Genomic DNA, 22854 nt, shown 5'->3' with positions numbered 1-22854 from the left:
TTAACTAAAACACTACCTACTTTTTACGCATGTACACACTTACTGGCACACCTGTAAAATCGAAATGATCTCTCAGTTGGTTTTCCAGAAAACGTTTATACGGATCTTTTACGTATTGTGGTAAATTACAGAAAAATGCAAATTGTGGTTGCGGAGTTGGCAACTGCATTATATACTTAATCTTTACATACTTTCCTTTGTAAGCTGGTGGCGGATTGTGCTCTATTATTGGCAGTAAAACTTCATTAAGGACACTCGTTTTAATACGTTTGGTTCTATTTTTATAAACTTCAACCGCAGTTTCAATAGCTTTAAAAATACGTTGTTTATTCAACACAGAAATAAACACAATTGGCACATCTGTAAATGGTGCTATTTCTTTTCTGATATATTTTTCAAACTCTTTTGCTGTTTTATTATCTTTTTCAACCAAATCCCATTTATTCACTAGGATAACAATACCTTTTCGGTTGCGTTCTGCTAGCCAGAAGATATTTTGTACCTGACCATCAAATCCACGAGTTGCATCTAAAACCAGTAAACATACATCGCTATGCTCTATTGCTCTAATACTACGCATTACAGAATAAAACTCTAAATCTTCTTTAACTTTAGATTTACGACGAATACCTGCTGTATCTACCAAATTAAACTCAAAACCAAATCGGTTGTATTTGGTATCTATAGCATCTCTTGTAGTACCTGCAATATCTGTAACAATATAACGATCCTCTCCTATTAATGCATTTATAAAAGACGATTTACCAGCATTTGGTCTCCCTACAACTGCAAATCTTGGTAGTTGTTCTTCTTCAATTTCTTCTTTTTCTGGTAATGCTTCTACAACTGCATCTAGCAAATCTCCTGTTCCACTACCATTAATACTCGCTATAGTAAAATAATTACCTAGACCAAGTGCATAAAACTCTACAGCATCTTCAGCTCGTTTGTTATTATCTACTTTATTAACAACTAAAAAAACAGGTTTTTTTACTTTTCTAAGAAGTTCAGCCACATCTTCATCCATACCTGTTACACCTGTTTCTACATCTACCATAAATATTATAGCATCTGCCTCATCAATTGCCAGTTCTACTTGTTTATCAATTTCTGTTTCAAAAACATCATCACTACCAACCACATATCCGCCTGTATCTATTAGCGAAAACTCTCTTCCATTCCAATCCGTTTTACCGTAATGACGATCTCTTGTAACTCCGCTAACAGCATCTACAATAGCTTCACGTCTTTGTATAAGACGATTAAAAAAAGTTGACTTACCAACATTTGGTCTTCCGACAACTGCAACAATATTTCCCATAGGTATAAATTTACTCGACAATCGAGATTTGACTATTAATAGTTACCGAATCCATCAAAATTTAAAGCTTAACAAATTCTATAACAACCAATAATAGATTAATTACTCTGCTTTACATATCCTGTAAGCGACTGCAAAGGTAGGGTTTAATTTTAGATTTACGATTTATGAATTTGGAACTTAACTAATAAAATATGTAACTTGATGTCAAGAATACTAACTATGGAACTCTCTAACGAAGTTGTTTTACGACCACGATTTAAATTTAATGTTAATCACAATAATGAAAGTTTGCTTTCTTTATTTGAAGACGAAAGCAAAAAACAATCTGATTTTATTGTGACACGAGTAGATGACCATGTGTTTATTAAAATCCCAAAAGCTAAACAGCATTTCTGGTCACCTCAACTTCATCTCGAAATAAATGAAGATTACGACGATAAAAAACTTAGTACCATTTATGGATTATTTGGACCTAACCCAACGGTTTGGACCATGTTTATGTTTTTGCATTTTGCGGTTGCTGGCTTTTTTATTGGTTTTGCCATTTGGGCTTATGTTAACTGGACATTAGAAAGCAGTTATGCCGTTCAGTTATTTATAACGTTACTAATGGTAGTGGTTTGGTTTGCCCTTTACTTTAGTGGTAGACTTGGTAAAAAAGCAGGTATGGAACAAATGTATGAGCTACATCATTTTATGAGAGATACTCTTAGAAGCAAAGACATACATGCTGTTGCTTAAAAGTTTTAAACAACTTGTTTTTCGAAAGCTATAAAGTGAGTTGTATTTTCACCAAACAAAGGAATAATCTTAACCTCGCAGTTATAAGGTGTTTTATCTTTTTTATAGTTTACAATAACCTCTTTAAAAGGTTTATTCTTTATAATATTTTCTTTTATTCGGCTTTTAATTTCTAACGATGTTCCTTCTCCTTGTAAGAATTTTGGAGTTTTATTTATGGCAAACTTTTTAGAATAACCTGTCATTGTGGTAAAGCCATCATTTACCCAAATGATATTTTGATGTTTGTCTGTAATAATTAAAGCTTCATAATCATTTTCGGAAAAAGCTAAGTTTAAATCATTTTTCCAATTGAATTTCTTCGCAAAAGAAAGCACTTCTTTTAGTTCCATTTCTTTTTTAGCATTAATCAACCTTTCATGATAACCCTCCATAAAAATATCCCAACATAATAATGGCATAGGTCTAGATTTTGATGCTTCTAAATTATGCTTTAAGCTTTCGTTTTCTTCATTAGTCTCATTAGATAAATAAATATCTAAACACATCATATCATCAAAATTATTTTTCATTAGTTAATGAGTTTTTTTATTCTTAGATGGAATTTATTATCTAGCTTATTTCAACTATTTTTGATTATAACCAAAACGTCTTAACTGGTTTTGGTTACTTCGCCAGTTTTTATTGACTTTTACATATAATTCAAGGTGGATTTGTTTTCCAAAAAACTTCTCTAAATCTTTTCTAGCCTCAATACCAACACGTTTTAAAGCTGAGCCTTTATGCCCAATAATAATGCCTTTTTGAGTCTCTCGCTCTACCATTATTACCGAACGGATTTTAATAATTTTTTCTTCTTCAAAAAATTCTTCAGTATCTACCTCAACAGCATAAGGAATCTCTTTTTTATAATGCAATAGTATTTTCTCTCTAATAGCCTCATTAACAAAAAATCGCTCTGGCTTATCTGTTAATTGGTCTTTTGGATAAAATGGTGGTGACTCTGGTAATAATTCTATAATTCTCTGAAACACGTTTTTAACATTAAACCCGTTTAAAGCAGAAATAGGGTAAAACTCTGCATTTGGCACTTTACTCTGCCACAACTCTGCTTGTTCTTCTAATTGTTCTTGATTAGAATTATCAATCTTATTCAACAATAAAAGAACAGGAATTTTAGAATTCTTTATTTTTTTAAAAAAAGCTTCATCCTTTAGTTCCTTTTCACCAATTTCTACCATGTAAATTAAAACATCTGCATCCTCAAAAGCAGACTTTACAAAATCCATCATGGATGTTTGCAATTCGTAAGCTGGCTTAATGATACCTGGAGTATCACTTAATACAACCTGAAAATCTTCACCATTAACAATGCCCAGAATTCGATGTCTTGTGGTTTGCGCCTTAGAAGTAATAATGGATAGTTTTTCACCTATAAAAGCGTTCATCAATGTAGACTTTCCTACATTAGGATTACCAATAATATTTACAAAACCTGCTTTATGCATACTCTTAATTTTTAGCAAATTTACAATCTTTAGCGCTATAAGCTCTACAATACAGAAATACATTTTCTCACATGATAAAAATCACTATTTAATTACTGTTTAGGATTTAAATTTGAATTTAAAATAAATTCATCAAAAAAACATATATGACTGATCTTCAAATTGCCAAACAGGTAAAACTAAAACCCATAACAGAAATAGCAGAGAAATTTGGAATTGACCCAAATAATTTAGAAATGTATGGTAAGGATAAAGCAAAGCTTCCTTTATCTCTTATAGACCGAAATAAAGCCGATAAAAGTAACCTCATTCTGGTTTCAGCAATATCACCTACACCTGCTGGTGAAGGTAAAACAACCATTTCTATTGGTTTATCTGAAGCACTTAACCAATTAAACAAAAAAACAACAGTAGTTTTAAGAGAACCATCCTTAGGTCCTGTTTTTGGAATTAAAGGTGGTGCTACTGGTGGTGGTTATTCGCAAGTATTACCCTTAGAGGATATTAATTTACATTTTACTGGTGATTTCTCTGCCATTGAAAAAGCGCATAATCTCTTGTCTGCTGTTATAGACAACAACATACAAAGCCGAACAAATTCCTTAGGATTAGACCCAAGAACAATTACTTGGAAACGTGTGGTTGACATGAATGATAGAGCACTAAGACGAATTATTGTTGGGCTTGGCGGAACCTCATCTGGTATACCAAGAGAAACAGGTTTTGATATCACAGCTGCCTCAGAAATAATGGCCATTTTATGTATTTCTAAAAGTCTTAGTGACCTTAAAGAACGATTAGGAAACATATTTATAGGGTATACATTTTCAAAAAAACCAATATATGCTAGAGATTTAAAAGTTGCAGGCGCAATGGCAACGCTTTTACAACATGCTGTAAAACCTAATTTAGTACAAACCATAGAAGGTAATCCAGCCATAATTCACGGAGGACCATTTGCTAATATTGCCCAAGGTACTAACTCTGTAATTGGAACCTTAATGGGAATGAGCTATTCTGACTATACAGTAACAGAAGCAGGTTTTGGTTTTGACTTAGGTGCTGAAAAATTCTTTGATATTAAATGCCAAAGCGCAGGTATATCTCCAAAAGCAGTTGTTTTAACCACAACAATACGTGCGCTTAAATATCATGGTGGAGCAGATTTAAAATCTTTAGACGTTCCTAATGTTGAAGCTTTGAGAAAAGGACTTCCTAATTTAGAAAAGCATCTTGAAAATATTATGCAATTTGGTGTTACACCTATAATTGCTATTAATAAATTTAAATCTGACACTAAAGAAGAAATTCAACTTATAAAAGATTTAGCTAAAATAAAGAACATTAGAGTCGCAGTAGCTAGTGTTTGGACTAAAGGTGGTAAAGGTGCCATAAAACTTGCAGAACACGTCATAGAAGTTGCAGAAGCAAACCAAGCTAAATTTACACCACTTTATAGTTGGGATATGGATATTGAAGCAAAAATTGAAACCATTGCCAAAAAAATATATGGTGCAGAACATGTAGATTATAACACTAGTGCAAAACGTCAGCTAAAGCGTATTAAGGAGCTTGAACTAGACAAATTGCCAGTATGTATAGCCAAAACACAAAAATCATTATCAGATAATCCTAAGTTACTTGGTAGACCAAAAGATTTTATTATTACTGTACGTGAAATAGAAATCGCTTCTGGTGCAGGCTTTTTAATTCCTATTACTGGAGAGATAATGCGTATGCCTGGTTTACCTGCTCATCCTGCATCTGAAGGTATTGACATTAGTGATGATGGTGAAATCAGTGGTTTATTTTAATCATTTTACAGATTAAAGTTTTTGCAATTAAAATGTTTTATTTGATGACATTTTAATAATGTGCCGATAAGTAAGAAATGAACTTAAAACCTCTTTCTTATGAATCGCATTAATATCTTTAAAACCTTAGTTGTTGTTCTTTTACTATCTGCATGTAGCTCAGACTCTAATAAAGACAACACTAATCCGCTTGCAAACTTTACATCGCAATTATGTGAAAATGTAACTGGACCAACAGCTGCATATTGGGACAATGCTCATGGTTTACCCATACCATTGTCCCAAATACCTACATTGTCTAATCCTGGACAACAATTTATACACAGCCAATATCCTGGTTTAGGATTTACTATGCCTCAAGGCTACACAGCTTCAGAAGCACAAATTGGCTTAGGTGTTAATGTATTAAGAAACGATAACCAAGTACTTTGGAGATATGTACCTGGCTTAACCTCTTTAAGTCAGGTTAATATTTTAGATATCGTCGCTTCTGAAGTTAATCAGCTTTTTGCTTTTTATGGACATACAGGAAACTTTACGGTAGATTGCGAACAAAATGTAACGCAATCGCAAGGCAGTTTTATTGTGAGTACGAGTACACGATTAATCCGCTTTGGAAATATTACAGCTTTAGTTGCCATCAATTCTTATTTTGAAACCTCATTAGGTTCCACTTTTGCCAATGTATCCATTTCTTCTGGACCTACAGAAGAATTCGATACTTTAATAATGGATACATTTTTACCTATACATTGGCAACTTCTAATTATAGACAATGGTGTAAGAGATTCAGATTTAGACGGAACACCAGACACTCAAGACAATTTTCCTTTCGACCCAAATAGACAATAATAACACTAAAACAATTCAGTTATGAAAAAAATAGCCATTCCTTTAGCTTTAGCTACCGTAGGACTCATACTCACTGCCTTTAGTTTTTTTAGTTCAAAAAAAGGTAATGCTGAAGATATAGATATAAGTATTGAAAAAAGTGCATTTATAATGCCTGCAGCTCATAGAGTATACTCTAATGCTGATGCTCTAGACGGAAAATATTATCTATTTAAAGCAAAAATCACTAATAATTCTTCAAATACTTTAGAAGACGTTACCGTAAAATATCGCATACCCAATTATATAGATTGGACAGAATTGACAGTTTCTGGCGAGATGTTTCCTGGACAAACTTTAGTTGTACCATGTTATCCTAAGTTTAATAATGAAATTACTGAGAAGACCACAGAGTCTGTTGAAAAAGCAGAAATAGAAATCTCTTGGGATGGTGCTGAGGAAGACGACATTATTGAAGAAGATTTTACATTTAAACTTACTAATAGAAATGAATATGTCTACACTGGCATAAAAACTGAAGAAATTAGTTCTTGGGCAGACATGTACGACAACGATGCGCTTATAGCATGCTTTGTTACTCCAAATGATCCTGTTGTAAAATATTACACACAAAATTTACAAGAAAAACTATTAAAAGGTGAAGCCGCTTCGGTAACTCGTAAACCAGAAGATGCTGTTCGCTTTTTAGGAGGTATTTACGAAGCCACTCGAAAATCTCATATGGTTTATAGTGGCACTAAAGGCATACCAAAATCTACTGATGATGTACAAAGTATAGTACAACAGGTTAGATTACCACGCGAAGTTATTACAGGAAACACAGGACTTTGCATAGAACTGAGCGTTTTATATGCCAGTGTACTTTCGGCAGCAGGTATAGATCCTATAATTTACATGGTTCCTGGCCATGCGTATCCTGGTTTTAGAATGAATGGTCAATATTATGCTATTGAGGCCACAGGAATTGGCGGAGAAGGCTTAGGCAATATTATGAGTGCAGAAGACGCCTATAAACAAGGTCAAAAACAACTGCAAGAATTTATAGAACGCTCTCAAGCTGGTGACCCTAGATACACTATTGTAGATATCCATAATGTAAATGCACAAGGAGTAACTTCTATGGATTTAAAAGACAATGATTTTATGCGAAAAAAGGTTGATGATATTGTTTCTTCATGGTCTAACGAACAACAAGTTATCCCAAATAATAGAAGAGAAAACGAAATTAGACTTCCTAATAATCGTATACGTACTAGCAACTCGCTTTCATTCTCAATTCCAGCAGGCTGGCAAACCATGATGCATCCTGTACCTCAAATGCCAATTGTTACAGCTCAGGTAGTTGCACCAGATCAAATGACAACGGTTACTATTTACGACATTGCCGCTTCTAACACTCAACAAGGTATGGCAACAGTAGATCAATATTTATCAAGTTTTGGTATGCAGATGCAATATCAAATTAATGGTAGCTCTATAGCAGGACAAACCTATTCTGCCAACGGAACTTTTAATTGGATTGGCAAAGCCATAAGAAGACAAGGTGGTATTAGAATTGTAGCCGTTGGCGCACCAGATTATATGTATAATCAAAATTCTTCAGTAATAAATCAAGTTTATAGCAGTATCAGATAAATAAAATCATCATGAAAACATTAATAAAAACAATCGTATGTGTATTGTTATTCAATACAAGCATCAATGCACAATCTCAGCAAAAGATAGAAATGCGAATAGACTCTATTGGCAATGCTAAACTTGCAGTATCCATGACTATGAATGCTCAACAATGGCAAGTTTGGAATAGTAATTACGGTAATAATCCTTCAGCATTAAAACGAGATATAGAACGCTCTATGCCTGCTTATTTTCTCGATAATTTTAAATTAGAAAAAGACGACATGAATCGTTCTTTTAATCTTAGCCTCAATGCTTATGGTGTATGTGAGATTAATAAACGTGGTAAATGGATTGTAGATACAGATCAGAAAAATGCACAACTTACAGAATTAACCGGCAATAAATACATGCTAGTTAGCAGTCCTCCAGAATATGGTGGCAATCTACAACAAACTTTTATTGTTGAACTTCCTAACAAAGCAAAAAATATTAGAACAGATAAGGATGCTTATGGAAAATCTGTTTTTGAATTTGATATGGACGCACCTTCATCTGGATTTAATATGATGCGTTGGTCTGGTGTTTTTTTATTAATCATTGGTGGAGGTTGGCTAGGAAAAGACATTATAAAAAACAACAATAGAAAATTGATAGATGACGATAATGTCTTATCAAAATAACTATACCTCTTTTTATTGATGAAACTTAAATAGACAATAGCTTTTCATCGTTAAAAAAGTTTTATGAATCGTTACTATTGGTGAAAAAACGAATAAATTGTATCTTACTCATGTTTAGCTATTAACATGAGGAACACATACAAGATCGACAATAAATTACAAGTCGTTAACGCTATTAAGTGTAATGATTCTACTACCTTAAAACGTATTTACACCAGCAATTACCCTAAAATTGAAACACTGGTCTTAAAAAATAATGGCACAAAAGAACATGCAAAAGATATATTTCAGGAAGCGTTTTTGGCTGTATGGCAAAACGTAAAACAAGATAAATTTATTCCACAAAGCGAATCCTCAATTAATGGTTATCTGTACACTATAGCCAAAAACAAATGGATGGACGTATTACGCTCTCAAGGCTACAAAAAAACAATTACAGCATCGCAATTATCCTATTTTGAAATAAAAGATGAAGAAAATAACGGTATGGATGATGACATTTTAAAAGATAAACGATTAGAGGATGTAATGTTTGCCTTTAAAAACTTAGGTTCGCCTTGCAAAAACTTATTACGTAAGTTTTATTTCGAAAAGAAATCTATGAAACTTATTGCTGAAGAATTGCAATTAGATTCAGCTTCAACACGAAATAAAAAATACAGATGTATGCAAAAGTTAAGACAAATAGCCCTAAATAAGAATTAATAGCCATGGACTTAAATGACATATCACAAAAAGAATTTGAAAGTATTGAAGCTTATTTAAACAATAAACTTTCAGGTAATGATTTGTCAGAGTTTGAAAAAAAACTTAAAACTGACAATGATTTTGCAACCAAAGTTGAGGATATAAAAACTATTTTAATGGGTGTAGAAACCCAAGCCTTAAAAGAACAGTTCGAAGTTTTCCATGAAGAATTATTCTCAGACCAAAAAGACCCAATAACTTTTGAGCCAAAAGTAAAATTCTTAAACTGGAAAAGAATAGCTGTCGCAGCTGCACTTATTATTGCGACTGGTAGTTTTTGGTTTTTTGGAGGAAACTCTAACGAGCGTTTATATGCCAATTATTTCACTCCAGATCCTGGTTTACCAACAACAATGAGTAGTAATGAGAATTATGAATTCTATGAAGCTATGGTTTCTTACAAACAAGGACATTACAAAAAGGCCTTAAGCACATGGCAAGATCAGCTCAAAACAAAAACAAGTAATGACACGCTTAACTACTTTATTGGCTCTACCTTATTAGCCGACAAGAAAGAAAGCGAAGCCATATCTTATTTATTAGAAGTCACCAAACAAGAGCATACTGTTTTTAAGAATGACGCTTTCTATTATCTTGGTTTAGCTTATTTAAAGACCAACGATAAAGATAAAGCTATAAGCGCTTTAAAAAAATCTGATTTTACCAAAGCAAAAGACCTACTAAAAAAACTGAATTAAAAAAATGTATAATTCTAAACATATTACACTTCTACTTTTGGTATTAGTGAGTGCTCTTGGTATCTTACATTCTCAAAACACAAACGAAAGTAACCTTAAGAAACTAGATAAATTTCTAAAAGACAAAGACTTTAATACTGCCAAACAATTTGTAGATAAAAATATAGATTCACTCTTAGGACTAAATAAATATTATGAGGTTACAGATTATGTTTACTACTTAGGTCAGATAGAATCTAATATAAACAGTGTCGATTCTGCTAAAAAAGTAATCTCAGATTTTGAGTCTAAAATTAAATCCTTAACAAATAACAAAAAAGCGCTAAGACAATTGGCTTTAGAAACAGGATCTTTTTATGAGTCTGTTGGTGATTCTGAAACTGCCAAAAACTACAATTTAAAAGCATTAGAAATCACCAAATCAATGCCTAATACAACCGGAAAGGATCTAGCCTTAATAGAAAGTAATTTAGGTGTTTTCTATTCGCGATTAGGAGATTTACCCTTAGCAACTGCATATCATAAAAAAGGACTTAACTCGTTAAAAAGCGATTCTACCTCAACGGCAAACAGCTATTATATTTCCTATAATTCTTTAGGAGGAATGATGTGGTATGCTTCAAAATTCGATAGTGCTATTTATTACTACAAAAAAGCAGATAAAACCTTAAAATCGTTAGAGCAAAATCCATGGAACACCTATTACCGATCTGCTTCATTAAACAATAATATTGCTGGCATTTACAACTTACAAGGCAATTTAGATGCTTCCATTACTGCCATGCAAACCACTGTAAAAAATCTCAATGCATTTTTAAAAGAAGACATTAGTGATGTAAGACGTACTTATGCGCAAGAGTTTTTATTTCAAGCCATAGAAAACTATGCTGGTTTATATAAAGACATTGGAGATTATAAAAAAGCGAAACAACTCTTAAGCCATGCGTTTCAATTAAAAAACAAACATCTTACTACAGAAAGTGTAGAAATAGCAAAAGGAAAAATTCTTTTAGGGCAAATAGATGTTGCTTTAAAGAATTATAAAAACGCTGAACACCTCTTGAATGAAGGCATTAATAATTTTAAAACCACCAATGGTGATTATGAGTATTGGTTAGCTGATGCGTATTATAGTAAAGCTTTAATGAATGTAGAGCTAGACAATAAGGACTTAGCAAAAACATATTTTGAAAACAGTGAAAAACACTTTAAAACCTCATTGGGCAATTACTACGATGAACAATATTTAGATTTTACTGTAAACGCTTCAAATTTTTATTCAAAAACAGGAAACAAAGACAAAGCCTTATCTATGGCTAATGAAGCCTTAGAATATATTAAAACTAATCAAGGTAAAAAAACGCTTTTAGAGTACTTTCAAGTATTAAACTTAGCTGACATTTATTATCAAAATAAAGACTACGAAAACGCTTTACTTTATGGTAACAAAGCTATAAATCTTTTAAACTCTATTGAATTTACAGAAAACAGTAAACTCAATAGCCTAATCATTGAAAGTAATAAGGTAAGTGCTATTTTAATTAAAGTAAAAACCCATTTAAAATTAGCTACAAAAAAGAATGAAGCCTTTCTTAAATCTCAACTCGTTGAAATTGACAATGCCATTAAATTATTAGAAAACAAGAAATCAATGATTTTGAATGATGGCTCAACAGCAATTTTAATTCAAGACAATATAGATGTATTTAGAATTGCCAAAATGTTGAATTTAGAACTATACCAACTCACTAAAAAAGAAAGCTACTTAGAAGCACTACTTAGTTATCATGAATCTATGATTTATCATAAAATAAGAAGCAGACTTAATTCAAAATCTAATAAACTAACCGCCAAACTTCCCAAAGAGATTTTAGAAAAAGAAAAAAAATTAAAAGAGGCACTTAATAACAAACTTGGAGGTAATACCAACATTGATATTTATATAGAAAACGAAAAAAAATGGCTAAACTTTTTAGAGCACTTAAAGAGGGAATATCCTAATTATTATAAGCTTCGGTACGCTTCAATAACGCAGCCATTAAGTGAACTTAAAAACAAAATACCACAATCTTCTACACTTATAAGGTATCTGTTTATTGAAGATAATCTCTACGCCTTTGTAATTAATGATTCATCTATGCAAATGGTTACGTTAGATGCAAACGCATCTATAGAATTAATCTCTCAACTCAATAAAAAAACAGAAGCTTTAAAGCCTTCTTTTGATACTCAATCTGATTTGTATAATCTACTATGGAAACCCTTAGAAGGCTATATTAACACTGAAAATATTATTATTATACCAGATAAATCACTGTTTAACTTAAGTTTTGAATTATTAACTAAAAACACCTGTAAAAACTACAAGGAGCTTAATACCAAAAGCCTCTTAGCTAAACATAATATATCATACAACTACAGCCTTTTTTTAATAGACAAAAACAGCCAACCTATAGGTTATGATTCAAACTTTATTGGGTTTGCGCCAGAGTTTAATGAATCTATGAAAACCAATTACAAAATTGCTATTAAAGATTCTGTAGATATGGATTATGCTTATTTAAAATTACTACCTCAGCCTTTCGCAAAAAGTTTAACTGAGAGTTATTCAAAACTATTTAATGGCAATTCTTTTTTAAATGAAAATGCATCAAAAAGCATCTTTACTAAAAATGCCAAAGAGCATAAAATCATTCACATTGGCACACATGCAGAGTCTGATAATGTATCACCAGAATTTTCAAGATTAATTTTTGCAAAAAACTCTGATGATGAGAATAATTCTCTATACACTTACGAAATATACAATCAAAATTTAGCTTCTAATTTAGCTATTTTAACAGCTTGCGAAACTGGAAAACCAAGTTACCAGCCTGGTGAAGGTATGATCTCTTTAGCGCATGCTTTTAATTATGCTGGCAGCGAAAGTATTTTAACTAGTCTTTGGAAAATTGACGAACAATCTAGCGCTAAGATTTTAGAATATTTTTACGACAATATCTCAAAAGGCTTAAAAAAGGATGAAGCCCTTAAAGCTGCAAAACTTAAATACATTTCACAAGCAGATGGCAGAACAATTGCACCTCAATACTGGGCTGGTTTAGTATTAATTGGAGACATTTCACCAATAGACATTAATACATCTAACAACTTTTTATTGTGGTTAGTTTTAGGAATTATATTGTTGTTGATTATACTCTTTTTTGCAAGAAAACAGCGTAATTAAGATCTAGGCTTATTTATGCCTCTATCGTACATCACTATACTACCTGCTACAGAAACATTAAGACTTAATTGAGATGAAAATTTCACTAAAAAATGACTTTTCTCTATGGCTTGTTTAGACAAACCATGATCTTCTGCTCCCAATAAATACACACAACGTCTTGGATGATGAAATGTTTCTAATGCTTCCGCCTCATCTGTAAGTTCTACTCCAACAAGTCGCGCACCCTTTGGTAGATTATTGAAAAAATCATCAAACGTATCATAATGAAAATATGGCATTGCCTTTACAGCATTATGTGTATCGCAAGCTTGCTTAGCATAACGATTACCTATAGTAAAGATAAAACTTGCGCCAAGGTTTTGAGCCGAACGCCAAAGTACACCAAGATTTTCAGGAGTTTTACCATTCTGAATACCTATACCAAAAAACTCATTCGTAAAATTATCATTCATCTTATAAAACTAAAAAAGTCTTCTGTTATACAAAACTTTTAATCAGCAAAACAACCCCTAGTCTTAGGTATTCTAAACACTAACTTTTTATACACCTGTAAACCAACATCATTTATCTCTTAGAATGACAAGTATACATTTTTCGAAAACCTATTCTTTAAGCCAACCATATCTAAAATTGCTATGCACTTGCATACACCATTTTTTGTGATTCCTGCTTAGAACATAAAAATAAAGCCACAGGTATTATTTTCATTACTTTTTAAACTCTAAACTTAATCTAGCCATAAAGTTTAACTCAGATTTGTTGATTTTAGCATAGGCATAAGCAATTTCATTTGCTGTTTTAAGTATTAGTGTCTTAAACTCATCATCAAATAAATTTGGGTATTGGTGCAAAAATTCTAAAAAAGCATTAAAACAAGCTGCTGCTGCTGCATTATTTTCCTGTAGTGTATTAAACTTAGATTTTATATATGCTATGTTGGTTTCTCCAATATGCTGCCAATGCTTTTCTAAAATTTCAGTTAGTTTAAAGTATTCATGAAAAGACAGATTGTTATCAGCTTTAGCAATTGCATAAAACAAACATCCCAAACGTGTTAATAGCTCTTCTGACATTATAAAATTGTATTAATAACCACACAAGGTATTTAAATCAATACAATTAAAGAATGACATTAATCATTACAGTAGATTAATCTCTCTAAATTTTATACTTTTATTACTTACAATTTATGTAAACTTCACCATGATTAATCAAGATTTAGAAATATTCAACATCTTGCTAGAAGCCATCTCGGAAGCAGTTATTATTATTGACGAAGAACAAAACATCAAGGTAATTAACAGTATAGCCGAACACACTTTTAATTATGATAAAAAAGACATTATTGGCAAAACTTTAAAAATGCTAATATCTAATAGTTACACTGAGGTAAAAAACAAAGAACATCATACAGATAGTATTACCGAAATTTATGGTTTAAAAAAAGATGGTGATACTATACCTATAAAATTAGAGCTAAATCCTTTTTCTGTCTATGAAAGCAACTATGTTATGGTACTAGTCAAAGACATATCAAAGCAAAAAGAAGATGAATTCGATTTTATGCTTAGAAGCAAAGCTTTAGAATCTGCCAGCAATGGAATTTTAATTACAGATGCTTTAAAACCTGGAAATCCTGTTATTTATAACAATCCTGCTTTTGAAAAATTAACTGGGTATTCTAAAGAGGAAATATTAAATAAAAATTGTCGAATTCTACAAAGTAAAGACAGGGAACAAGAAGAGCTTAAAAAGCTAAGAAAAGCAATAAAAAACGGTGATAGCTGCCTTGTAACCCTAAGAAATTATAAAAAAGACGGCACCCTTTTTTGGAACGACCTATTCATTACGCCAATAACTAATAAAAAAGGGATTGTTACAAATTTTATTGGCATACAAAATGATGTAACAGAACGTGTTATAGCCGAAGAGGCAAAAAATCATTTAGCTACAATTTTTAATGAATCGCTAAATGAAATCTATGTTTTTGATGCCGAAACTCTAAAGTTTATAAATGTTAACAGAGGCGCCTTAAAAAATATAGGTTATACTATAGAAGAGCTTAAATCTATGACTCCTTTAGATTTAAAATTACATTTAAATGAAAAGGTATTTAGAGAAAAGTACATTGATTTATTACTAAGGCAAGAAGCAGAGCAAATAGATTTTGAAGCCACACATTTTAGAAAAGATGGCACAAAATATCCTGTAATGGTGCACCTGCAACTATCTAATCTAAAAAACAGAAAGGTTTTTGTAGCCATAGTAGTAGACATAACAGAGCAAAAGAATTACACCATAAAGCTCGAAAAAACCGTTAAGGAAAGAACCGAACAATTACAAAAAGCACTAAGCAAAGAAAAAGAACTCAACGAACTCAAAACCAAATTCCTATCCCTTGTATCTCACGAATTTAAAACACCTTTAAGTGGTATAGCAACATCAATCATGTTGTTAGAAAAATACAAACTCACAGAAGAACAACCTAAACGCGATAAACATTTAGCAATTATTAAGGATAAAGTAAATTACCTTAATACAATATTAAATGACTTTTTATCAATAGAAAGATTAGAATCTGGAACATTCAATTATAACTGCTCAAGTTTTAAATTAAGCAAGGTTGTTAATGAAGTTGTTTATAATGCCAATATGCTATTAAAAGAAGGACAACGCATTAACTATCCTGAGCATGTAGATGAGATTACGCTATATCAAGACGAAAGAATAATTGAACTTATTTTGTCTAATGTTCTTCAAAACGCTGTCAAGTATTCTGGAGAAAACTCAGAAATTGACATAAGAGTTAAACAACATAAAAACCACTTTGTTTTTGAAATTGAAGATCATGGCATAGGAATACCAAAAAAAGAGATGGAAAACATCTTTACAAGATATTACAGAGCAGAAAATGTTTTAAATATGCAAGGCACTGGCATTGGTCTTAACATTGTAAAAACTCATATAGAAAATTTAGGTGGTAGCATAACAATTAATAGTATAGAAAACAAAGGCACACTAGCAAAACTTAAGATACCAAATAACGTAAACCATGACTAAAGTTTTACTCATAGAAGACGATACAATATTAAGAGAAAACACTGCTGAGCTGTTAGAAATATTAAACTTTGAAGTGATTACAGCACCCAACGGTAAGCTAGGTTTAAAATCAATTCATAGTAATTTGCCAGACATTATTGTTTGTGATATTATGATGCCAGAATTAGACGGCTACGAAGTACTAAAAGAAGTTTCTAAAAGCAATAATACTAAACATATTCCTTTTATTTTTTTATCTGCAAAAACAGAACATAAAGATGTAAGAAAAGGCATGAATCTTGGCGCAGATGATTACATCACAAAACCCTTTACAGAAGATGAATTAGTTAGTGCCATTAAAAGTAGGCTTGCAAAGGCCAGTATTTTAAAAGACCAAGGTCAGCAGGTTAATGTTAATAATTATTCTGAAAAAGATGAATTAACCTCCATCAATGATTTAAAAAATTTCTTTGATGACTACGGAAAAGAATACCACTTTAACAAAGACCAAATAATCTATAGAGAAGGCGACCACGCTAACTATATTTACCTTATAAAAAAGGGTGTGGTAAAATGCCATAAGCTAGACGATAAAGGCAAAGAGCTAGCAACTAGTTTATACAAAGAAGATAATTTGTTTGGTTATACCTCATTTACACATAATCTACCACACAAAGAAACCGCGACAGCCATACAAGAAACAGAGTTAGCAGGATTATCTATTCTTCAGCTTTCAGAAATTTTAGACAAAAATAATAAAGTTGCCGTTGCACTAATAGATCATTTAACCGACGATTTATCTGAAGTTAAAGAACAACTCTTACAAATGGCATATAGTTCAGTTAACAAAAAAACGGCTAATACTATACTTCAATTTGCCGAAAGAATAAACCAAAAGCCAAACGACCCAATTAAAATATCTAGAAATGATTTAGCAAGCGTTGCAGGTGTAGCAACCGAAACCTTAATACGCACTCTAACCAGTTTTAAAAACAAAGGGTTAATTATTTCTGAAGGAAGAAACATTGTAATTAAAGACATTGAAGGGCTAAAACAAATGCAATAAATAATGACCTAAAATGATACAAATCATTTTATAAAAACCTCTAAGCACATACATTTAAGATATTAAACTCATTTTATGAAAAATGTGCTTTTACCTACTGATTTTTCTGAGAACTCATGGAATGCAATTAAATATGCTATTCACTTTTTTAATTCTAAAACATGTAACTTTTATATACTACATGTTAATAGTTTAAATAGTTTCATTCCACAAAATGAGTCTTTAACTGTTGATTCATATTACCTAGAAAACACATACACAAAACCTGCTAAACTAGAACTACAAAGTTTTCTAAAACGCATTTCAAAATTAAAAGCGCATAACAATACTCACAAATTCTTTGTACTAACAGATGTTGGCTTTTTTATAGAAAGCATACGTAAAACTGTAAAAGAAAAAAAGATAGATCTTATTGTAATGGGCACAAAGGGAGTTTCTGGTTTCAATAAAATAATACTTGGTACAAATACAGCAGATGTAATTACTAAAGTTAAATGCAACACACTAGCAGTACCAGAAAATGCTGAATTTGTTTCTCCAAAAGAGATAGCTTTCCCTACAGATTTAAACTTAAGTTATAAATTAAATGTTTTACAGCCAATTAATGAAATCATTGAACATTTTAAGGCGTCCTTAAGACTCTTACACATTAATAAAAACAAGTCCGCTTTAAAAAACGAATTGAAACAAAACAAAGCATTACTTGAAGACTACTTTAGTAGCACTCAACTGAGTTTTCACTATTTAACAAATAAAAAAGTAGAAGACGCTGTACAATGCTTTGTAGAAAGCAGAGACATAGATCTTATTTGTATGGTAGCTAAAAACCTAAATTATTTCCAACAAATCTTCTTTCATAGCAGAGTTGAAAAGATTAGTTATCACACAGACAAACCATTTTTAGTATTACACGAAAAAAACTAACAGTTATAGAAAGTTCTATATTCATTATAGAATTTTTGAGCTGGTATCATATTATAAAACAGAAAGTTGAGCTTTCTGTTTTTTAGTGTTTAACAATAAGTCACAGTCCTAACAGCTGTATGACAAATATCATTTTTAAATTTTACCCTAAACCCTATCTTTAATAAGCTATAAAATGGTTTTATTATGAGAAATATTCTTATTCCAACAGATTTTTCAGCAAATGCTATGAATGCATTAAAATATGCCGCAGAGTTATTTAAATACGACATCTGCAATTTTTTTATAATGCATGCTTACCAAGATGAAATATTTAAAGATGAAGAACTCATACAACAAGAAACTTTAGTTAAGGTTACGCAACAGGTGTCTAAAAAATCTCAATCAAACTTAGAAAAAGTATTAAAAGACATAAAAAAAGCATCGCCTAATCCTAGACATAGCTTTTCAGTAATTTCCGCTAACAATATGCTTGTTGACGAAGCAGATAAAATTGTAGATGAAGAAAACATAGATATTGTTGTTATGGGTACACGCGGAAATACTAACGACAGAAAACTAACCTTTGGAAGCCATACGCTACAAGTATTACGATATGTACAATGCCCAGTATTAGCAATCCCAGAAAACTATGTTGGTATTCAACCAAGGCATATTCTTTTCCCTACCAATTACCTAATTCCGTATAAAAGAAGAGAATTAAAACTCTTGTGCGAGCTTGCAGTGCCATATAGAGCAATAATAGATATGCTCTATGTTTCTAGCAGTGATAAACTTTCTATTAGGCAACAAAACAACCAAAGCTTTTTAAAAGACGAACTCTGCAAAAACCAAGTAAACATTAAGACAGTTAAAAATGAAAATATTACCAATGCTATTTGCAACTACATTGAAGAAAATGATGTAGATCTGCTAGTAATGGTAAACACAAGACATTCATTTTTTGAAAACATTTTCTTTAAATCTAAGATAGATGAAATCAGTCTTCGTATTGATATTCCATTTTTAGCATTACAAAATATAAGACGTTATTAACAATTAAAATTTATCGTCATGAAAAACATATTATTACCTACAGATTTTTCAGATAATTCCTGGAATGCCATAAAGTATGCTTTACAATTATATAAAAATGAAGTTTGCAAGTTTAAGCTACTTCACACTTTTACACCTGTTGTATATCAGATAGAGTTTATGCAATCTAGCACACCTCAGTTTCAAGTTATGGAGGCTGTTAAAGAAACCAGTCAAAAAAACCTTAATGAATTAGTCGTAAGAATTGAAACTGAATTTCCTAATCCAAATCATGAGTTTACCACCCAATCTTCTTTTAACACACTAACAGAAGAGATAAGCGATATCGTAAAAAACAACTCTATAGACTTAATTATTATGGGTACAAAAGGAGCGTCTGGAGTACAAGAAATTCTGTTTGGGTCTAACACTATTCATGTTCTTGACAATGCTAAATGTCCTGTATTAGCTATACCTAGTGGTTTCACTTTTGAAAAACCTCATGATTTGTTATTTCCTTCAGATTATGAAGTCAACTTTAAAGACCAACATTTACAGCCTATAATAGATATCGCCAAGCTTTTTAGTATTCGTATTAATATAATGCATGTCTTTTATGGCGAAAAATTAAACGAACAACAAGAAGGTAACCGACAAAAAATTGCAGAAAAGTTTAAAGGTATTGCACATTTATTCCACAACATTGAAAATAAAAATATACCAGAAGCTATTTCGCAATTTCAAATGAAAACACCTATTAATCTATTGGTAATGATTAATAATAAGCACTCATTTTTTGAAAATCTTTTCTTTAAATCTAACATAAAACAAATTGGTTTTCATCTAAAAATACCTTTTATGATAATACCATCTCAATTATAAACCAGACTGATTAATATCATTTCATATTGATAGAATTAAAAGTAACTTTTACAATATAATTTTAGACTTAAGCCATGAAAAAAATACTATTACCAACAGACTTTTCTGATAACGCCTGGTGTGCAACAGTGTATGCGCTTAAACTTTATGCCAATGAAGAGTGCATCTTTTATTTTTTACATTCTTACAAAATGAAAACTTCTGCCATGTCTAACATCTCTAATAAGCTATTACGATCTATGGCAGAAAATGCAAAGCAAGAACTGATAGAGATTAAAGAAATGGCAGAAAAAGCTAATGCAAACCCAAAGCACAAATTTGAAGCTGTATTGAGTATTGACGCTATGGAAGATGCTATAGAAATTGCTACAAAAAAGCACAACATAGATCTTATAATAATGGGTACCAAAGGTGCAACAGGTGCTAAAGAGATTTTTATGGGTAGTAATACCGTTGAAATTATTAAACACATTAAAACCTGCCCTATTTTATTAATTCCGCACGATTGTGATTTTAAAGAACCAGAACAAATTGCATTTCCAACAGATTTTAACCGATTTTATGGTGAAGAATTAGTGCCATTAAAAGAGCTCTCAAAGCTTTATAATTCTAAAATAAGAGTCTTACACATTAATAAAGAAGAAAACCTTAGCCACCATCAAAACTATAATTTGGCGATGCTAGAAGCTTATTTAGAAGATTATCCACACGCGTTTCATTGGATGCCAGATTACTCTAAAAAAGAACATACAATCATGGATTTTATTGATGATTTAAATATAGATATACTGGTAATGATAAATTATCAACACAGTTTTATAGAAAACATCATCAACGAACCTGTAATTGAAAAAATAGGATTTCATGCCAAAATACCATTCTTTGTAATTCCGTCATCAGCATAGATTATAACATTATAAAAATAAATGCTGAAATTATATCAGCAATTGTATTAGTTAGTAAAGCTGCCAAAATGTAATCAATTTTGGTAGCTTTTTTTTAAAACCTAACCAATAAAAAAAGATAACATATTTTTTAGCAGACTGACAAAAATCATTTTAAAACAAACAGAAAATCAATACATTATGTAACCAACATTTATAACCCTACCTTTTTAAATTATGCATCATGAAAACAATTCACACTAATGCAAAGCATACCGAATGGCTAAGTGCAGACGAAATGCATTTTGAGTCTAAAAAATGGCTTTCAGAATTAGAATTCTGCAAAGAAGAACAATGGTTCTTTGAAGATCTAATACGTTCTTATACATTGCAGATATTAGACAACGATCATTTTGAAGAAAGCAAACGATTAATAGACCAACTTTCTAAAATTGTGACACAAACCGAAACTTTGATTAATGCTGTTAAATCTCACGAAAAGCAACTCTCAATTATGGTAGATGGTATTGATGAAATTGCAAAAGAGAAAGCTTACAAAAATGAACATCGTAATCTTACAGAGTTATTTGGCGAGTTTAAAAAACGCTACCGCATTTTAAAAACAAAACTATTCAATCTTATAAAATTGGTTATGAAAGAAAGCAAACAAAACCAATTATTAGATAAAGAATAATTTATTGCTTTATAAGTTTAACTAAAGAAATCTTAAGCCTTTATTAAACATGGTAAACCATTAAAGGCAATTTTAGCTTATTACTTATCTGTGCAGTAGAAGAGCCAATAAAAAAGCGTTCAAAAAAGCTCTCTTTATGCACTAACAAAGCTATTAAGTCAATTGGATTAGTTTGTATATAAGAGTTTACTACATAATTTATTGGCACATGGTTTACCACATGATATTCGTAATTAATATCGTTTAAGTTTTTTTCTATGTATGCACTATCGTGTTTTTCCTCTAACGAAACTTCATCGTTAGGCTTAACGCGTATAATATGCACTTTTTTAGAATACTGCTTAGCAAAGGTCAACAAGCTAGCAAAGGCTTTACTGCTAATTGAATCATTGATACCTAATGGTAAAACTAATTCTTTTGGTGCTCTGTATTTAAAAGTTTCAGGAATCACCAATGTAGAACAATTTACTTTTCTAATAACATTAATTGTATTACTACCAAAAACAACTTCTTTAGCACCAGTTACACCATTAGTACCCATTACAATTAAATCTATTGACTTGGCTTTTACCACTTGGTTAATGGCATCTATAAACACATCATGATCTATAAGTGCCTCAAAACTAAAGTTTTCATTGTTATAGGCTTTTTCTAAATCTAAAACTAAGGTCTCTAATTTGCCTTTAGGCTTTTTTATTAAGGATTCGTATATACTTTTATTACCTACTGTCATTAAATCATCTCCTAAATAGGTAATGGAAGATTCTACATTTAAAACAAAAAAATCACAAGTATTGTCTTTAAATAAATTAAGTGCATAATGGATTGCATTAATCGAACTATCTGAAAAATCTGTAAGTAAAAGTATATTATTCATGCTCTAAATTTAGTAATCAATTTTGAAAATTGTTATGATTTTAATCATTATAATTATATGGTAAAATATTTTGAATTTAAAGACAATGAAGATTTGTCTGCCCTGTACAGAAAGAAAATAGCTTTTATTTTTTATGTGCTTTTACAATAACTCTAACCCCTGTTTTATTAAACACAACAGTGTTGTTTTGGCTTATTAATGATTCTTCCAACAGGTTTTATACTTTTAGATTGGCATAATGGACATTTTTTTCTAGAAAAA

At 31.2% G+C, this 22854-nt stretch carries 21 protein-coding genes; 15 read left to right on the top strand and 6 right to left on the bottom strand.

Annotation, left to right across the window (positions count from 1 at the left end; genetic code table 11):
• Positions 1 to 16: 16 nt before the first annotated feature.
• Positions 17 to 1321 carry a ribosome biogenesis GTPase Der gene (gene der, locus N4A42_RS03460; protein ID WP_294069916.1) on the bottom strand — a complete coding sequence of 435 codons (1305 nt, stop codon included), beginning with the start codon at positions 1319 to 1321 and terminating at the stop codon, positions 17 to 19.
• A 204-nt stretch (positions 1322 to 1525) separates the two neighbouring features.
• On the opposite strand from der, the gene N4A42_RS03455 reads away from it, so the two are divergent.
• The gene (locus N4A42_RS03455; RefSeq protein ID WP_294069914.1) at positions 1526 to 2065 is read left to right on the top strand and encodes a GTP-binding protein; all 540 of its coding nucleotides are present in this window, start codon (positions 1526 to 1528) and stop codon (positions 2063 to 2065) included.
• Between the two features lie 5 nt (positions 2066 to 2070).
• On the opposite strand, the gene N4A42_RS03450 is transcribed toward N4A42_RS03455, so the two are convergent.
• Both N4A42_RS03450 and era read right to left on the bottom strand, forming a co-directional pair.
• Positions 2071 to 2637, bottom strand: a complete 567-nt coding sequence (locus tag N4A42_RS03450; RefSeq protein WP_294069911.1) for a PAS domain-containing protein — start codon at positions 2635 to 2637, stop codon at positions 2071 to 2073.
• A gap of 54 nt (positions 2638 to 2691) precedes the next feature.
• Positions 2692 to 3573: a GTPase Era gene (era, locus tag N4A42_RS03445; RefSeq protein ID WP_294069908.1), complete on the bottom strand. Its 882-nt coding sequence runs from the start codon at positions 3571 to 3573 to the stop codon at positions 2692 to 2694.
• A gap of 146 nt (positions 3574 to 3719) precedes the next feature.
• On the opposite strand from era, the gene N4A42_RS03440 reads away from it, so the two are divergent.
• The 7 genes from N4A42_RS03440 to N4A42_RS03410 all read left to right on the top strand — a co-directional run bounded on the left by N4A42_RS03440 (position 3720) and on the right by N4A42_RS03410 (position 13210).
• Positions 3720 to 5387 (top strand): formate--tetrahydrofolate ligase, encoded by a 1668-nt coding sequence (locus tag N4A42_RS03440; protein ID WP_294069905.1) that lies wholly within the window; start codon positions 3720 to 3722, stop codon positions 5385 to 5387.
• A gap of 99 nt (positions 5388 to 5486) precedes the next feature.
• Positions 5487 to 6239, top strand: a complete 753-nt coding sequence (locus N4A42_RS03435) for a hypothetical protein (protein WP_294069901.1) — start codon at positions 5487 to 5489, stop codon at positions 6237 to 6239.
• Positions 6240 to 6260: 21 nt separating this feature from the next.
• Positions 6261 to 7874: a hypothetical protein gene (locus N4A42_RS03430; RefSeq protein WP_294069898.1), complete on the top strand. Its 1614-nt coding sequence runs from the start codon at positions 6261 to 6263 to the stop codon at positions 7872 to 7874.
• A gap of 11 nt (positions 7875 to 7885) precedes the next feature.
• Positions 7886 to 8539, top strand: a complete 654-nt coding sequence (locus tag N4A42_RS03425; protein WP_294069895.1) for a hypothetical protein — start codon at positions 7886 to 7888, stop codon at positions 8537 to 8539.
• A gap of 126 nt (positions 8540 to 8665) precedes the next feature.
• Entirely contained in the window at positions 8666 to 9244 is a 579-nt protein-coding gene (locus N4A42_RS03420; RefSeq protein ID WP_294069892.1) for a sigma-70 family RNA polymerase sigma factor, read from the top strand.
• A gap of 5 nt (positions 9245 to 9249) precedes the next feature.
• Positions 9250 to 9984: a hypothetical protein gene (locus tag N4A42_RS03415; protein ID WP_294069889.1), complete on the top strand. Its 735-nt coding sequence runs from the start codon at positions 9250 to 9252 to the stop codon at positions 9982 to 9984.
• Positions 9985 to 9988: 4 nt separating this feature from the next.
• A complete protein-coding gene (locus N4A42_RS03410) occupies positions 9989 to 13210 on the top strand; it encodes a CHAT domain-containing protein (RefSeq protein ID WP_294069886.1) in 3222 nt (1073 codons plus the stop codon).
• On the opposite strand, the gene N4A42_RS03405 is transcribed toward N4A42_RS03410, so the two are convergent.
• Both N4A42_RS03405 and N4A42_RS03400 read right to left on the bottom strand, forming a co-directional pair.
• Positions 13207 to 13665 carry an RNA methyltransferase gene (locus N4A42_RS03405; RefSeq protein WP_294069884.1) on the bottom strand — a complete coding sequence of 153 codons (459 nt, stop codon included), beginning with the start codon at positions 13663 to 13665 and terminating at the stop codon, positions 13207 to 13209. The genes N4A42_RS03410 and N4A42_RS03405 overlap by 4 nt on opposite strands.
• A gap of 255 nt (positions 13666 to 13920) precedes the next feature.
• Positions 13921 to 14286: a TerB family tellurite resistance protein gene (locus N4A42_RS03400; RefSeq protein WP_294069882.1), complete on the bottom strand. Its 366-nt coding sequence runs from the start codon at positions 14284 to 14286 to the stop codon at positions 13921 to 13923.
• Between the two features lie 130 nt (positions 14287 to 14416).
• Here N4A42_RS03400 and N4A42_RS03395 point away from each other — a divergent pair, with 130 nt between their 5' ends.
• The 7 genes from N4A42_RS03395 (at position 14417) to N4A42_RS03365 (ending at position 21716) form a co-directional block, all read left to right on the top strand.
• Positions 14417 to 16273, top strand: coding sequence for a PAS domain S-box protein (locus N4A42_RS03395; RefSeq protein WP_294069879.1), 1857 nt, complete (start codon positions 14417 to 14419; stop codon positions 16271 to 16273).
• Entirely contained in the window at positions 16266 to 17318 is a 1053-nt protein-coding gene (locus N4A42_RS03390) for a response regulator (protein WP_294069876.1), read from the top strand. The genes N4A42_RS03395 and N4A42_RS03390 overlap by 8 nt, the downstream gene beginning before the upstream one ends.
• Positions 17319 to 17393: 75 nt before the next feature.
• The gene (locus tag N4A42_RS03385; RefSeq protein ID WP_294069873.1) at positions 17394 to 18242 is read left to right on the top strand and encodes a universal stress protein; all 849 of its coding nucleotides are present in this window, start codon (positions 17394 to 17396) and stop codon (positions 18240 to 18242) included.
• 186 nt (positions 18243 to 18428) lie between these two features.
• Positions 18429 to 19277 carry a universal stress protein gene (locus N4A42_RS03380; RefSeq protein WP_294069870.1) on the top strand — a complete coding sequence of 283 codons (849 nt, stop codon included), beginning with the start codon at positions 18429 to 18431 and terminating at the stop codon, positions 19275 to 19277.
• Between the two features lie 18 nt (positions 19278 to 19295).
• A complete protein-coding gene (locus N4A42_RS03375; RefSeq protein ID WP_294069867.1) occupies positions 19296 to 20138 on the top strand; it encodes a universal stress protein in 843 nt (280 codons plus the stop codon).
• A 74-nt stretch (positions 20139 to 20212) separates the two neighbouring features.
• A complete protein-coding gene (locus N4A42_RS03370; RefSeq protein WP_294069865.1) occupies positions 20213 to 21043 on the top strand; it encodes a universal stress protein in 831 nt (276 codons plus the stop codon).
• 223 nt (positions 21044 to 21266) lie between these two features.
• On the top strand, positions 21267 to 21716 hold the full coding sequence (locus N4A42_RS03365) for a hypothetical protein (RefSeq protein WP_294069862.1): 450 nt from the start codon (positions 21267 to 21269) through the stop codon (positions 21714 to 21716).
• A gap of 43 nt (positions 21717 to 21759) precedes the next feature.
• Here the strand turns inward: N4A42_RS03365 and N4A42_RS03360 are convergent, their stop codons facing one another.
• Positions 21760 to 22593, bottom strand: coding sequence for a universal stress protein (locus tag N4A42_RS03360; RefSeq protein WP_294069859.1), 834 nt, complete (start codon positions 22591 to 22593; stop codon positions 21760 to 21762).
• Positions 22594 to 22854 lie beyond the last annotated feature (261 nt).

The sequence above is a fragment of the Winogradskyella sp. genome (assembly GCF_025210595.1).
Lineage (GTDB): Bacteria > Bacteroidota > Bacteroidia > Flavobacteriales > Flavobacteriaceae > Winogradskyella.
This window is presented reverse-complemented; position numbering and strand designations above follow the sequence as displayed.